The organism is Arachidicoccus rhizosphaerae, assembly GCF_900107765.1.
Taxonomy (GTDB): Bacteria; Bacteroidota; Bacteroidia; order Chitinophagales; family Chitinophagaceae; genus Arachidicoccus; species Arachidicoccus rhizosphaerae.
The window spans coordinates 58,579-73,871 of the sequence record NZ_FNQY01000013.1 but is presented as its reverse complement, the minus strand read 5'-3'; the positions used below and the strand labels follow the sequence as shown (position 1 = coordinate 73,871).

Annotated in this window: 11 protein-coding genes; 7 read left to right on the top strand and 4 right to left on the bottom strand. The window is 43.7% G+C overall.

From position 1 onward, the window contains the following. Positions 1–22 precede the first annotated feature (22 nt). Positions 23–7,330, bottom strand: a complete 7,308-nt coding sequence (sov, locus tag BLU80_RS12065) for a T9SS outer membrane translocon Sov/SprA (RefSeq protein ID WP_170831227.1) — start codon at positions 7,328–7,330, stop codon at positions 23–25. Between the two features lie 143 nt (positions 7,331–7,473). Then, positions 7,474–8,067: a Holliday junction branch migration protein RuvA gene (gene ruvA, locus BLU80_RS12060; RefSeq protein WP_091398609.1), complete on the bottom strand. Its 594-nt coding sequence runs from the start codon at positions 8,065–8,067 to the stop codon at positions 7,474–7,476. Between the two features lie 193 nt (positions 8,068–8,260). Between ruvA and BLU80_RS12055 the strand changes: the two genes are divergently transcribed. From BLU80_RS12055 to BLU80_RS12040, 4 genes are all read left to right on the top strand, one after another. Further along, entirely contained in the window at positions 8,261–9,250 is a 990-nt protein-coding gene (locus BLU80_RS12055) for a beta-ketoacyl-ACP synthase III (RefSeq protein ID WP_091398606.1), read from the top strand. A 150-nt stretch (positions 9,251–9,400) separates the two neighbouring features. Continuing rightward, positions 9,401–9,676 (top strand): YtxH domain-containing protein, encoded by a 276-nt coding sequence (locus BLU80_RS12050; protein ID WP_091398602.1) that lies wholly within the window; start codon positions 9,401–9,403, stop codon positions 9,674–9,676. A 12-nt stretch (positions 9,677–9,688) separates the two neighbouring features. Further along, complete coding sequence (locus BLU80_RS12045; RefSeq protein WP_091398598.1) at positions 9,689–10,048, top strand: hypothetical protein; 360 nt, start codon at positions 9,689–9,691, stop codon at positions 10,046–10,048. Next, positions 10,041–10,541: a hypothetical protein gene (locus tag BLU80_RS12040; RefSeq protein ID WP_091398593.1), complete on the top strand. Its 501-nt coding sequence runs from the start codon at positions 10,041–10,043 to the stop codon at positions 10,539–10,541. The genes BLU80_RS12045 and BLU80_RS12040 overlap by 8 nt, the downstream gene beginning before the upstream one ends. A 44-nt stretch (positions 10,542–10,585) precedes the next feature. Here the strand turns inward: BLU80_RS12040 and BLU80_RS12035 are convergent, their stop codons facing one another. Together BLU80_RS12035 and BLU80_RS12030 are read right to left on the bottom strand one after the other, a co-directional pair. After that, positions 10,586–11,230: a response regulator gene (locus BLU80_RS12035; protein WP_170831226.1), complete on the bottom strand. Its 645-nt coding sequence runs from the start codon at positions 11,228–11,230 to the stop codon at positions 10,586–10,588. Then, positions 11,214–13,241 carry a tetratricopeptide repeat-containing sensor histidine kinase gene (locus BLU80_RS12030; RefSeq protein ID WP_091398590.1) on the bottom strand — a complete coding sequence of 676 codons (2,028 nt, stop codon included), beginning with the start codon at positions 13,239–13,241 and terminating at the stop codon, positions 11,214–11,216. Before BLU80_RS12030 ends, BLU80_RS12035 begins: the two co-directional genes overlap by 17 nt. Before the next feature lie 164 nt (positions 13,242–13,405). On the opposite strand from BLU80_RS12030, the gene BLU80_RS12025 reads away from it, so the two are divergent. The 3 genes from BLU80_RS12025 (at position 13,406) to BLU80_RS12015 (ending at position 14,955) form a co-directional block, all read left to right on the top strand. Further along, on the top strand, positions 13,406–13,825 hold the full coding sequence (locus tag BLU80_RS12025; protein ID WP_091398586.1) for a hypothetical protein: 420 nt from the start codon (positions 13,406–13,408) through the stop codon (positions 13,823–13,825). Between the two features lie 63 nt (positions 13,826–13,888). After that, positions 13,889–14,401: a hypothetical protein gene (locus tag BLU80_RS12020; RefSeq protein WP_091398583.1), complete on the top strand. Its 513-nt coding sequence runs from the start codon at positions 13,889–13,891 to the stop codon at positions 14,399–14,401. A 65-nt stretch (positions 14,402–14,466) separates the two neighbouring features. Next, positions 14,467–14,955 carry a hypothetical protein gene (locus BLU80_RS12015; RefSeq protein WP_139188143.1) on the top strand — a complete coding sequence of 163 codons (489 nt, stop codon included), beginning with the start codon at positions 14,467–14,469 and terminating at the stop codon, positions 14,953–14,955. Positions 14,956–15,293 lie beyond the last annotated feature (338 nt).

Genomic DNA, 15,293 nt, shown 5'->3' with positions numbered 1-15,293 from the left:
TCTCGTACGTACCCTCTTGAATCTATTGCAAAGACAACCTGATCTGTACACCAGCCGAGGTCATGACAATAGGCGGCGTGGTGGACACATAAGGTATATTTCTGGTCTGGTTAAAATAAAACTTCAGGTTGAGCCGACTATTGAGAATATAGTTAATAGAAGGAGCAATGGAGATCACCTTCTGTCCTCCGGTGCTATAGTTACTGGTCTGATCAAGTGTTGTGCTGGAATTCAGCTGATCGCTCATGGCCAGATCCAGACCAAAGGTGAGATCATTCCCTACCCCATCCTGGGACTTTTTAGGCTTTGGTAAAAAAGGCAGCTTGGCATTATGCCTGGTATAATTAAATCCTAAAGAGTACTCCGTCGAGCTTACTTCACTGACCTGATAATCCACCAGGCTTAGCGACAGCTGCTTGGTCCTTGCATAATCAAAGCGAAAATTGCTCTGGTTTAAAAAAGTAATATCGATGCCTACCAAAGGCGAGAAACTCTCAGAAACAGTAATATTGGGTATCAAGAAATAAGGGACGTAGTTACCGGAAGTAGAATCAATAAAGGAAGGCATGCCCTGCATGAGCCTGTCCTGAAAATTAAGAGAACTGGTAAAGCTGTTCATGGACAGCGTACCGTTATAACCGCTTCTGAGGGTGACATTTGATAAGATACTTGCAAGGCTACCCAGATGGCTTAAACCGGAATAGGTGATATTCCAGTTGGGCATCGGGAAAATACTGCCTAATGGATTGGTCTTAATATCTTTATTCTCTTCTGTTATCAGCCCGATAGACTGAGGAGATTTCCCGGTATAGGCCGCTAAAAATGCGGGTATCAGCACATTTTGCGCATACCTGCCATAGCCGGTGGCATAACCGTCGGCGTCCATGCCGCCTGAATAATAGGGATTAGATTTCGCGAGCCTGCCAGAAATGATCTGCCTAAAATCTGAAAACTGCTGGAAGCTCTTGGAAATCTGACCAGATTTAGGTTTTTCAAATAGTCCGTGAAGCACGACATACGACACCGTAAAGCCACCAGCACTATAAGGGCTCAGATGTTCAAAACTTCCTGTACCCGCCGTATCTTTAAAGAGCTCTGAATAGTCCTTATTGAAGGATTTCATAAGCGACAGATCCACTACCAGGTCCCTTACCGGTTCCAGCTGTGCGTTGATCGTATAATTCTGATTATAGGTCTGACGGTACAAATCATTAAAATAAGGATCAGTTGATAATACATGATCTCTGGCCTTGGCTTCCAGCCACTCTTTGGTGGGCTGCTTCCCGAAGATATAGGCCAGGCCCGGCTGGCCGCTCTTCCAGTTCTCTCCAAGCGCTTTTGTGCTATCCATATATCCAGGCAGCCTGCTTGTATAACCGCTGGAATAAGTCACAGAAACACTCTTTATCATGGTAAGCAGCCTCACCGCTGCAGAAACAGCTTTGCTGGTTCTGACGACCTGTTTTTTATGTAAGGCCAGTTTAGCTTCCTTAATAGCGGCTTTCATGGCTCGCCAGTTTCTGAGTGCCAGTTTGCGCTCACTGCCTTTGAGCCCCTTAACGACCATCTTGCGGCTCGGCAGATTCTTAATCAAAGAATCCAGTCTTTTTTGATCCTCCGGTCTTAAGGAATCGGCCAGCGAAGGGATGCTCGATGTATCCAGCGCAGCTCTTATAAACTTGGATTTATCATAGAGTTTTCTAAAGTCGAACTGCCCATTCAGATTAGAACTATTCCCGTTTTCAATAATATTGCCCAGGGATGCTGCCAGCAGGCTGGAAGCCACCCAATCATAATTGACGCTATAACTGTATTGCATGGAGATCCAGTCCGCAAAAGGCAGCTTATCCAAAGGCAGATTATAGGAAAGCGATGCCTTTTGAGCGTACTGCGTATTGCGGCCGCCGCTCCAGAAATTATGCCACATGGAATCTCGTTTGGCCTTGGTATCCAGATAACCGTAAGGCTCATCCACATAAGACAGATTATTTGCGGTAAAATCCAGGTTCAGGCTGCGCGTAAGATTCCAGTTCAGATTATAATCACGCGTCATTCTAAAATACTTATCAAAGGTCGTCTCTGCGGTATCGACTTCCGTTCCGCTCGCATATAAGTTAACGGACCTGGGCGTATAGATGCCCATCTGCCTGTCCACCGTGGTTCTGAAACTGAGCAGTGAAGGCGTCGGGTTGATATTAAAAGAGCGAATAAATTCCAGCCACGGGCTCTTGGATTTGATCAGCCTTTTAAAGGGCTCGATAAAATGGGCCTTTCCGTTAAAAGTGTAACCCAGTCCGGCGTAATATTTATTGATCGTATTCTGAGCGATCAAAGGACTGCTTTGATCAATATTGGAAAAGGTATAAGAAAAATCAAAATTGCTGATATCCCATAAATGAGGTTTCATACCCGGTCTTCCAAACCGGACATTGGATAAACTGATGGTCTTACTGGTTGTCTGATCCAGTGACATTCTTTTTACGGAATCCCGTTCCCGCTGCGTATGATAAAGCTTCAGTTTATCTTTCATTTTAACGTCCAGATCATAGGGGTCAAACTCCGGCGTGAGCACCGTCTTATTAAAACTGGCATAAACGGGGATAGAAAAACCGGCTTTCTCTGGGAATAACTTACCGGCATCGATGGTGGCCGACGCATCAAACTGCACCATGGAGTTCTTATATCTGTCATTGACGCCCTGCTCAAGGGTTCCAAACCCCGCCGAGTAGGTATTTGCAGATAGGCTTAAAGAACCCAGGTCAGCCAGCTGCAGGTCTACCCTGCCCAGCGCAGCCCATCCGCCATGTTCATTGAGTTTAGAAAGGCCCAGTTCATCTGTCCAGACCTCAAAATTGGCCGCCTGTGTACTGTTCGTATTTTCAACTCCGATCAGTAAACTAGTCACTTCCCCTAAATTGGGATTTCCTTTTACAGAATAGGTTTTCCCTCCGGTGCTTTCTCTGTAGATTTCGTTCATGGGAGCACCGGAGCTATTTCTTCTGAGTTTTAAAGCCACCAGATCCTGCAAGGCGAGTTGCAGGTGATTCAGGTCCGGCCAGATTTCCAGGGCAGTGGCCGTGGCACTGGGCATGGTCACCTGTAAGGGGATCCTGACTTCATAATAATTATCCAGATAATCCTGGCCGATTCTGATGACAGCCGTCAGATCATTGTTACTGACCGGATGCATTCCTGTAATAGACTCCGCATGTAAATACATGGAAAGTTCCCCATAGGACCGTAAATCCAGCTGAATACTTTTAAACACCGCCCTGGCATCTCCTTTAGCCAGATTGGTCACCCTAAGACTCATGGATTGTTCTTTTTCCAGATAAACGGAACCGTTGGAAGTCCCCCCGGCGGCCATAATGGACTGCAGTTGCTGTACCCCGGGGGGCATTTTATAAGGGATCGGTAACCTTTCGCTGTTATCTTCCGTATTGACAGACAGTACCGTAAGAGCCGTCGTGCTGTTTTGAGGTAGCGCCGTATAGGACCCCGTCGTATCCAGGTTATAGGCAAAAGCACGCCAGTTGTTGCGCACCAGTCCTAGTCTCGCAAAACGCATCGTCACTGAATCCTGGAATCCGGTTAAATACATACGCATAAAACGGATGGATTTAAAATCTGAAATACCCCCTACCTTTCCGGTAAACTCACTGATGGGGATTCTGAACAGATACCACTTTTCTTTGGCCGTACTGTCATTGGCCAGTTTAGGGGTAACGGTTCTGACGTCTGCAATATAAGGATCTGTCAGGGTCATCCCCGGTTTCAGATTCAGATCATACTCATAATACTGCTCCGTTTCATTGATGGTATTATCCCCGTTTAAATCCTCATTATCCGGATAGGTGGTGGCGGCAGAGGCGCCACTGCCATTGGTTCCGGCCACAGGAGAATTGCCTTCTGTATTATTATAATATTTATAACGGGCCAATATACCGTCACTGGAAGTAAAAGAAGCATCCCGGTACCATTTATAATCATCGGCCGAAGGGTCCTTCAGTGCCTTTTGATATATCGGAGAGCTGGTGCCGAAGTTCTCCGCCAGACTTTGTAAATATAAACTATGCTTTCTTTGCTCGGCCTGGTCATTCATCCCATCAAATCCCACGTCCTGTAAGACACGGTCGGAAGCCACATTATTAAATGCATTGGTCAGTTGAATGGGATTGACCGGAGAGACGCCCCAGACGGAGCTACTATCTACAGAGGTGGGCGTTCCGGGCGTTGACAATCCGTTTTCATAAAACCGTTTGCCATCTTTTAATACATCTTCACTGACATCTCCCAGATTGAATACCAGCTTCCCACCGCTGCTATTGGGCTCTTTTATAAAAGGATCCTGCATCCAGAATTCAATATACTCAACGTTGCTGGTCACAAAATCCGTCTGATCCAACGCCCGCATGATTCCACCCCACCGGTCCTGAGGTCGGCTGAGTTTGCCGTTTCTGTCAATATCCCCGGCCTGACTGGTGAAATTATAGGGCCCCCGCTCAGTGGGATAAAAAGACAGATCAAAGGTAGTGGACTGCAAGGCCGAAGACATGACGCTTTGTTTTGGGAACAGCTCTCCTTCATAAACAGGCCTTACCCTTGGATCACTTAGTTCGGAGAGATTTTTATGTAGCGGGTTACTGGCATTACTTCTATCCTGTAAAGTAGGTTCAATATTATACCAGGCTAACAGTGCTCTGTTTTTTCCATAATCCAAATTATCATTTAAGGTGGCTTCCGGAAATAAACCATTGCCGGCAGGCGTGGAGGCCAGCGTCCAGGCAGTCAGCGGATAGCGCAGATCAAAAGAATTATCTGAACTCTCAAAATCATCGATATATACTTTACCGCTCGTGCCGGAGCCTATCTGAGCCGCGTGACCGGGTTTTAAGACAGCGGCCTCACCGTAGGCGCTGATAGAGCTGGGGGCTGTCGTAGCATAAAAGGGTAATTTATCAAGCCATTTGGTCAGACCGGGGAATTCAGAATGATAGTTAAAGTCCATTCCAAACATGGTATTATTAATCGGGTCTTCCCCATAACTGGTTTTATAGGTATAAGGCTGCTCTGTTAATTTCTCCATGGTAGCCCCGATGGAGAATTTATCGCTGGCCATATAGTCCAGCCTGAATCCCATAAAATTCCGCTGCGCTGTTCCCAGATTGGCATTGTTCTCAAATTGCACATTGACCGCGGTACCGGAAGTTAAAATGCTTTGATTGATAATCTGAATCATACCCAGATTATAATCAATCGTATAATCTGTTCCCTCGGTCAGCGTCCTGCCGCCCGCGGTTACCGTAACGGATCCTGCAGGGATATTCATGGCCCCTAAGCTGATCTGCGAGCTGGAACTGCCCTTCACCGTCCCCTGCAGGCTATAACGATCAAGATTGGCATAGGTCTGGGCAATCGCCTTGATACTGTCATACAAAGCATAATAGATCACCTTATCCTTTGTGGCCTGATCTACCCCCTGATAGCCGAGCGAATCCAGATCCTTTCCAAAGGGTTCCAGAACCGGAAAGATGATTTTGCCCTGACTGGGCAACACGGTAAACCCATCCACATAATCAAACTGCCCGTCCGGAGCAGGATCATTTTGGCTATTCAGCCGGTCAGCCCCTAATACGGAGATAATAGATTTCCCTTTGACGCCGGTAGCGGCGTCCGGCAGATATCTTTTAACCCCTCCGCTGGGCTCACTGTAATAAACATTTAAATTAAACTGATCCGACTGGAGTCCTGTTACACTTAAGCTATATACATTTTTCATCATCCAGCCCCAGGTAGGCAGCTGAACCTGCTGCGAGCTCCCTTTTAAAAGTTTTAAGAACAACACTTTTTGGACCCCTTGCGTTGAATCCAGGGCCACATCCTGCGAGAACTCTCCCACCTGATAGGTCCTGCCGTTATAGGTATACTGATAGGCAACGGCCAGCACAGCGTCGGGAGAAAGCTGCTGATTTAAAGCGATAAAGCCTGCCTGCGGATTATAGGTATATTCCGTAGAATCCAGCTTACGGGCATAGGTCTTTTCAAAATCCTGACCGGAGACCATGCCTCTTGCCTGCAATAAGGAAGTGACCATGGAGGGATTGCGCGTATTCCCCCCTGCGAGTATGGAAGAATACAAATCATTGGCACCGTTATCCGGAAGACCGTTATAAGAATGCAGTGACTGAATGTTGCCATTATACGGGGTATTTTCACCCAGGTCCATCAGCCCCACGACACTTCTGACATTGGTGGTCGCCCCCGTTTTATTGGTAACCCAAACCTCCATTCTTAAGATTCTGACCTGACTTTTTACAACCGGCAAATCCGCCATCACCTCATTAAAATGATCTTCAAAATAATTCCCCAGCAGGAAATTTCGGTTTTCGTCGTAATCACTCAGGGATAGATCAATTTTCTGGGACAGGCCTCCTCCCTGTAGCGTAATGGACTTTCTTTCAGAGCGGTTGTTGGCAAAAGCCCCGGTAATATAAAGTTTACCTAACTGGATCTGTGCTTTAACCCCAAACAGGTTTTGAATACTGGGCATTAAGGTCGCCTTGCTATCAAAGGAGATATTGCCGGCTTCTACCAGCTTCAACAGCTCATCATCCCGGCCCTGGTATTTTAGTTTGAACTGATTATTAAATTCAAAGGTACTTTGGGTATTATAGGTGATAGGCAGCGATAGCTTGCTACCAATCTGAGCCAGCAGGTTCAGATTGGCACTGGCATTCACATCAAAGTTCCCTGTTTTACGCGCTCTCTCAGAAAGCGTAGGGTTTTGAATATTCTGCCCCTCATAGCCAAGCGAAAGATCTACATTCCCCTGCGGGGTCACATCCACCTTCTTCCCGTCTTTGGTCAGACCAAATATCCGGTTAAACAAACTCGAGTCAACCCTGTTTCTGGGTCTTTTCTGTTTAAAGTTCAAAAGATCCAGTGACCTGGACATTTCATAAAAATGTTGCCGGTCCTGCTGGCTGCCTTTAAGTTTTAAATAGTCCTGCTGACTGATCTCGATATCACCTCTGTAATGTTGATCCAGGGAATCTGCTTTTTTAAAATAGCGATACTGGTGCGTGAGGCTGTCATAAATGACATACGCTTTTAAAAAACTACTGTCAGCTTGTCTGTCCTGATCAAATGCGTTCAGTGGCCTGGAGGGGTCTGTAAACTGATAGCCGTAATAGTCATGGATTGGATAAGGATAATAGGGCCTTCCGGCGGAATCCTGCAGTGATTGAGCACTCAAACCTGCGGCGGCTAGCAATAAAATACCGGCCACCCATAAAAATCGATAAAGAAGTTTATGATATGTATTACTCAAAGCTGAATTCTCACTATAGTCCGGCAGTTCCTACTACCAGACTATTAAAACGGAATTTTAGACTTTAAAGTATAATTTAACTTGAAAATAAGGGAGTTATTTTTTAATGGATAAGTCCTTTAAAAACAGGTGCTCGCAGCCGACTAGAGGTTCTTTAGTGATAATTTAATGAGGGTCTCCAGGTTCGGGGTTTCTTCCGAGGTGGCCTTTAATGTTTTGCGGATGGCATTTTCTGCCATTTGTTTACTGATACCCAGGGCTATAAGCGCATCCTGCGCGTCGGCTTCCAGTGTTCTGCCAACAGGGGTGACGCCGGCGGTCACCTGATTATCATGCATCTTACTTAATTTATCTTTCAGTTCCAGGGTAAGTCGCTGGGCTGTTTTTTTGCCAATGCCTTTAATTTTCTCCAATTCAACGGCACTGTTTTGTACAATTGCCCGGATAATTTCCTCAGGTTTCATGCCGGAAAGCATCATTCTGGCGGTAGAGGCGCCCACTCCGGACACGGATATCAATTGTAAAAAAAGCATTTTCTCATTGATATCCGCAAAACCGTATAACGTATGTGCTGTTTCCGTAATCTGTAAATGCGTATATAAGAGTCCTTCGTCTAATTGACTGATGGCCGAATAGGTATTTAAGCTGATTTGTAAATCATATCCTACTCCTTGAACATCTAAAATCAAACTAGCGGGGGTCTTATTAACGAATTTGCCCTTCAGATATGCGATCATTACACTTATTTTATTATGTTTTGTCTATTAATGTTGTCCAAAATTAATACAAAAGAAAGATTTTAATCATATGATATTTTTCACACATATCAAAGTCCTCTCTCGCAGATTTTCACATATCAGGATTTTGAGATACTTTTGACCATTCATTTTTAAAGATTTTAGAAAAATTTATTCGAAATAAGCAACATTCATGAGTACACTACGCGCCGCAATTACCGCTGTAGGAGGGTATGTCCCCGAGGATAAACTCACCAATCAGGATCTGGAAAAGATCATAGACACAACAGATGAATGGATAACCACCAGAACCGGCATCAAAGAAAGAAGAATCCTTAAAGACCCCACCAAAGCCAGCAGCGATATGGCTGTTGAAGCGATCCGGGAAATTCTTAATAAAAAACAACTGGATCCGAAAGATATTGACTGTATTATCTGTGCGACCGTAACGCCGGATATGATTTTCCCTTCTACCGCCAATCTGATTGGGGATAAAATCGGCGCTGTCAATGCCTATGGTTTTGATATCAGTGCCGCCTGCAGCGGATTCTTATACGCTTTGAACCTGGGTGCTTCTTTGGTTGAGAGTGGTAAAAACAAGAAAGTCATCGTAGTCGGCGTAGATAAAATGAGCGCGATTGTAGATTATACGGACAGAACCACCTGTATCATCTTTGGTGATGGAGCAGGCGCCGTACTGCTGGAACCCACTACAGAAGAGGTGGGTGTAATGGATAGCCTGCTTCGCTCTGATGGCTCCGGCGCCAAACACCTGCACATGAAAGCCGGCGGCTCACTTCGCCCTGCCTCCATTGAGACTGTCGCTGCCAAAGAACATTATATTTACCAGGAAGGCAAGCATGTATTTAAGTTTGCGGTGACCGGGATGGCAGATATCAGTCAGGAACTGCTGGAAAAAAATCACCTGACAGGCGACGATATTGCCTGGCTGGTACCTCATCAGGCTAATTTAAGAATCATTGATGCTACCAGGGAAAGGATAAACCTGCCTAAGGAAAAAGTGATGATTAATATCCACAAATATGGCAATACCACAGCAGGTACCATTCCTATTTGTCTCTGGGAGTACGAAAAACAGCTGAAAAAAGGTGATAAACTGGTTCTTGCCGCCTTTGGCGGTGGATTCACCTGGGGAGCCACCTATATTAAATGGGCCTACTAATCAACAACTTGAAAGAAAGCATAAAAAACAGCCGTTCCCTTAAAAGAACGGCTGTTTTAATTTTGCCATCTGACAGAATGTAAGTAAATTCACAATTGGTATGAAACTTGTTTTATACTGAATGCCAATTACTTAAAAACATATTACTTTATGAAGAATAATCAGAAATTTTTGTCAGGTTTTTTATTAGGCGCTGCAGCCGGCGCTATCGTTACTAGCTTTTTAAATGGCGACAAAGGGCAGACGGTTATTCAGAATTTTAAAAATGTTGTCAGAGAGGCAACCGACGATCTGAAAACAGGTCTGGAAAATTTTGATGAAAAACTGGAGAAATGGACCAATAAAGGACGGGATTTTATTGCTGATTTAAAAAGCAGCAATAAAAAAGATGAAGACCTATATGATCTGGAGGAGATATTCTCCTAAAAAAACGCATCTATGGAACAACAAAACCCTAATTTTTTTAAGGAGTACAGAAATAAGGTAGAGGGCTATATTGATGACCGGTTACTGCTGCTCAGGCTTAAATCGGTCAAAAAAATATCGACCCTTATCGTTCAGATGGTCGGCATGGCCTTTCTTGCTCTTCTTTCCGGTTTTATTGTACTTTTTTTAAGTATCATGCTGGGGTTCTATCTGGGCCACCTGCTTGATTCTTATTATGCTGGTTTTGGTATTGTGACCCTGCTGTTTATCCTGACCTTTATTTTTTCTATCGTATTTAGAAAAAAATTAATGAGAAAGGTAATCAGTGGTATTATCGACATCATACTAGACAAAAAGGAAGACGATGATTAATTTACGCAATCAAAAAGTGGATTTGTCGCATATCAATAGCCTGGAGGACATTGACCAGGAAATTCGTACCTTAAAAAGAAGGATCCGGGAACGGGAACATGAATTGGGGGAAGATTTTAAAAAAATACCGAAAGAGGCCGTAAAAGCTTCCCTGGGTTCCTTTATCCCCTTATTTAAAAAAGACACACCCGCGCAAAAGGCATTCGAGACCGCTCAGACTATTGTCAGCGGACTGATTGCCGCCTTTGTCGCAGGTAAAAAAGGCGGAGGATTTAAAAAGGGACTGGCTGCGGTTTTGAGTCAGTTAAGTTTTGCCGGCACGGCCAGAGCGGTTGCCAGTTATTTTGCCAATCGCAAAAGCAAAGCCGGCAAAACGGCTAAAAAGCAAAACGGTACCTCAACCACAAAAGGCAGCGAAAAAATCAAAACAGACATGCCTGCTGACGCCAATAAACAGACCGTTGTTACAGTAGAAACGGACGCTACGCCATAAACCGGTCTTCCCGCTGTTGATCAGCAAAGCCCATAAGCCTTTATTTAACTTAATAGTTGATGCTGCACAGCTGCCCGGATCAGCTCTGCAGCATTTTTTACTTCCAGCTTCTGCATCAGGTTCTTGCGGTGCGTATCCACCGTCAGCACGCTCAGATATAATTCTGCCGCAATCTGCCCGCTGGTTTTACCCTCTGCAATGAACTGCAGAATCTCCATTTCCCTTTTGGTTAACTTAGGGATCCCCTGTAACTGCTTTTGGGAAGGTTGACTTAGAATCTGACTCACTTCCTCACTGTATACAATCTGGCCGGCAATGGCTTTAAAAATAGCTTCTTTTAATTTAGGCAAGGAGGCATTTTTAAGCAAATAGCCATTGGCCCCGTTTTGCATGGTCTGCAAAATAATGCTACGCTCCGTATGATTACTCAATAAAATAATGACAACACCGGGATTCTCTGTTTTAATCTGTTTACACAGTTCCATTCCGTTTATATCGGGCAGGCCTATATCCAGCAGCACTACATCGACTTCATGACCAACTATAAATTCCAGAAAGGATGCGCCGTTGTCAAAAAGACCTACAATATCCAACTGATCATCTCTTTCAAGAAGTGTCTTCAGCCCCTGTGTAATCAGGGGATGATCATCTACAAATGCAATCTTTATCCGGTTATCCTGTATAGCCATTGAGTTCAATATTTACGGTGGTTCCTTGTCCCATTTCTGAGTGAATATCCAATTTACCTTTCAAAAAGGCGACCCTGGTTTGGATATTATGCCAGCCAAGACCTTTTTGTTGCGCTAAAATCCCTGTATCAAATCCCTTGCCGTCATCCTCTACGGTAATTAAAAAAAGTTCGTTATTTTGACTACACTGTACAAATATGGATTTTGCAGCGCCGTGTCTGACTGCGTTGGAAACCAATTCCTGGATAATCCGGTAGATATATACCTGATTCACAATAGGCATATCCTTAGCGATATCCATTCCCTGGAAATGCACCTGACATTTCGGGCTGCAGTAATAATCACACAGATCTTTAAGCGCCTTCTCAAGACCTAATCTAAGTAAAGATTCCGGCATCATATTGCGGGCAATGCGCCTGAGCTCCGAAATAGAACTATCCAGTTGCCCGATCACTTTATTTAAGGTCTGTTCCATATTCTCTTCCATATGCACCTGATTCTCATTTTTGGATTCTAACCCTTCATTTCCCATTTCCATTACCGATAAATTTAATTTTACACCGGCAAGCATCCCTCCTAGTCCGTCATGCAACTCCCTGGCTACTCTGTTACGCTCCCTTTCTTCCGCCTCCAGCATCGCCTGCGCCACGCCTAACTCATGCAGCTGTTCAATTTCTTTTAGTTTCTGTGCATGGTTTATCTCTTTTTGACCAGTAAGCTTTCGGTAATAAAAAACAGCGCCTCCCACGACAGCCAGCAAAAAAAGACAACCCAGCAATAATAACCGATTAGCAGCCTGTTGTTTTTCCTGGATTAAAGCAGCTTTGCTCTGCTGGCTCTTTAATGCAAAAATCTTCTTTTCTTTTTCTGAACTCTGATATTTAGCCTCCAGTTCATTGATATTATTAGTGACGTTGGCCTCAGAAAGACTATCACTTAACTCAGCCATCTTTCTTAACCAGATCATTCCATTTTTATAGTCTCCCAGTTTCTCATAGGTATTGGCAATTTCTTTAAAAAGAATGACCCGGTTGCCAGCCAGGGATACATCTGTAAATTTTAAAATCTCCAACAGCAAAGCCAGTGCCTTCTTATAATCCTTCTGGAAGGCATAGACCCGGTACTTTTGAAACTGGATGCTGATTTTCAAAAATCCCTGACCGAGCTTATCCGCCAGCCGGATCCCCTTATCCAACAAGTGTATCGCAGTATCATAGTCTTTTATGTCGCAATAATACGCTCCGGCCAATTCATAATAATCCAGAAAGTTAATATTATCCGGATAGGGAGCTACCACCTTATATAAGCTGTTCAGTATTTGTTTTGCCCCGGGTAAGTCCCCCTGAAACAAGCGGTTTCGGATCACATTGCGTAAAATACCTACGCTATTAATATTGGCTTTGCGCTTTACATCCTGCAGGGCAGTAAGCGCTAAGGAGTCATAGTGTTGGGCCTTTTTAAATTCGTCCAGATTATTAAACATCAACCCTATGTTTGAGTAAACCAGCGCCAGCTGTAATGGATTTTTTGACAATTTGGCGTAAGGCAGCGATTTATTTAACTGAAGATCCATATACCCCTGCTTATCATCCTGGTATTGTTTCAGCACTGCGATATTGCTCCAGAGTCTGGAACGAAAAGTGTAAGCTTCCGTGGTGGTATATCCTGCCAACAGACTATCCGTTCGCAGATAAAGAGACTGGCTTAACTGAATATCTTTATCAAAAATAAGGCCTGCCCGGTAAAATTGATAAAGCGCTGATAAAAACCGGTTACTTCCCATTAACTTTCTGCCAGCCTGCAAATAATTTTTGGATTTAAGTGTATCTTTTTCCGACCAATAATTAGATAAATAAAAATTAACAACGGCTCTTTCGCTATCAGACAATGGCTGGCCAAGCTTTGCGCTGAGACTATCTTCATATCCCTTTTGATCCAGATCAATTACCTGCGCGCTTGCTTTAAACAAGAAAATCACCAGCAAGGAAAACAAAGGAGTAAGGTATTTCATCCAGGTCAACTTTTAAAAGCAATTTACCGCTTATCATTAAAATTTTCTGATGCCCTGCCCAAAATACCTAAAACTAGGTAGAAATAATCCCTCATTTCTTGGCATTGTGAATCTATAGTAGGCAAAATATCTTTGTATGGAAAATTACAACAAAACCTTATTTTATGAAAAACAAAACACAAAATCTTTTCTCTTTTAAAACCTTAGTACTGGCAAGTTTACTGCTTATGAGTACTGCTCTTCTATTCTCCTGCAGTAAAGACAAAGATAATAGTTCTCCTTCAAAATCACATAAACTGGTTTTTAAAGCCATTGGCTCTTCGGATGTGGAACTGGAGAGTGTCACCTATGGATATGGGCCAGATAATAACATGACCAGTAAAACAAGTTTAAGTGGCACCACCTGGACCAGTGAAGAAATAACAGCTCCAGCAGGTACCATTGTAGCCGTCATCGGGGCAACCGCTGACGGCCTTAGCGCTTCTTCTGAACTCACGGTTCAGATTTATGTAGATGGAGCGCTTAAAAAAGAAGGTAAGGGAACCGGCAAGACACTAACGGCAGCTGCCACCTATAATTTCTGATCAGACTTGTTCATTCCGGTATCTACTACGCTCACATAAGATTATCCAACAAAAATTCAAAATATGAAAAACATTATCATTGCCGTTATGGTTTTTGGCTGTTTTTTTCTGGGTCTCGCGGCGGCCCATGCACAAAGTGCCATTGATAAAGCCAATTATAAAGTCAATCACGCCAGCACCTCCGTTGACAATGCAGTGGAGTCTGCTTCTGCTGCCGGGGCGACCATTAAAAAAATAGGCGGCCTTTTTAAGAAGAAAAAAGGTGCCAAGGCGACAAAGAAAGAAGATCTGGGTGACTTCAATACTTTATTTAGCATCGAGGGCATCACGCTGGCTAAACTCAAAACCCTGAACGAAAACGTAAAGGCCTGTAAGGACGTCACTGAAACCAAAATAAAATATAGTGGTGAAGGCGTCTCTAAAATTTATGTAGCCCATAAAGGCAGCACAGAAAATCTGCTCACAGCGGTAGAGAAATCCTCCAAGAGCATATTTACGGATAAAAATATTGAAAACATGGATGACGGCATCGTTGAGATTTCCCTTAAAGCAAGTACTGATGAAAGTGATGAGTAAAAATGGATGCCCGCTTCCCACACGACTGTGTGGGAAGCATTTTTCAATTTAAAACAGCCGTAAAAATGAATAAAAGAAGATTTTTATTTTGTTTATTGACTTTAAGCACCCTGACTGCCATTGCGCAATCTACTGACAGCGAAGCTTCGGGGAAGGCCGTTAAGATCCCAAAGCACCATTATCTGGCACCAGGCTCTTTTATGGGCTATCCTGCCATTAATAAAACAACGATTCATGTGGCTGCTGATGGAACGGGCATTCCGGTATATTTTTGGGTACTCAGGTATAAAGGGAAAACCATCGGACTATACCCGGCCAATTATGCCTTTTACACAGCCATGTATAAAATAACGGAGGTAGCAGAATTCCCCATCTATAAAGATGTTTTTACGCCTGAAGAGATCGTTGAGCTGATCTCAACGTATAAATATGAATTAAAGGATCATGTCATTCACATCAGAGCGAGCCAATCAAAATCCAAAGATGGCAAAGTATCCACAACGCGTCTTCCCGAGTATCTTAAATTTACCGTAGAAAAACTTTCTTTCAACTAAGACGCTTACCATCCGCCAGCAGTTATTATGACTTTACGCTTTTTCAGTTTTACAAAAACGGCCTGCCTTTAACGGGGAAACGTCCTTACCCGGGCAGGCTTTTTAAAACGCCAGCCATGCAGGTGCCGCTCTGACTTACCTGCATCACGGATTGGCGGGAGATTAAAACCCGTAAATTCCCGGTAGAAATCCAATAAGATGGTTCCTATTAAAATTCACCGCTATTTGACGATTGCTTAAAACCGGCCTATAATAAACTTCAATTTTAATAAATACATAGTTTACTGATTTTAAATAATATAAGACAACCCTTTCCTCCTTTCTGACTTCCAGACAAA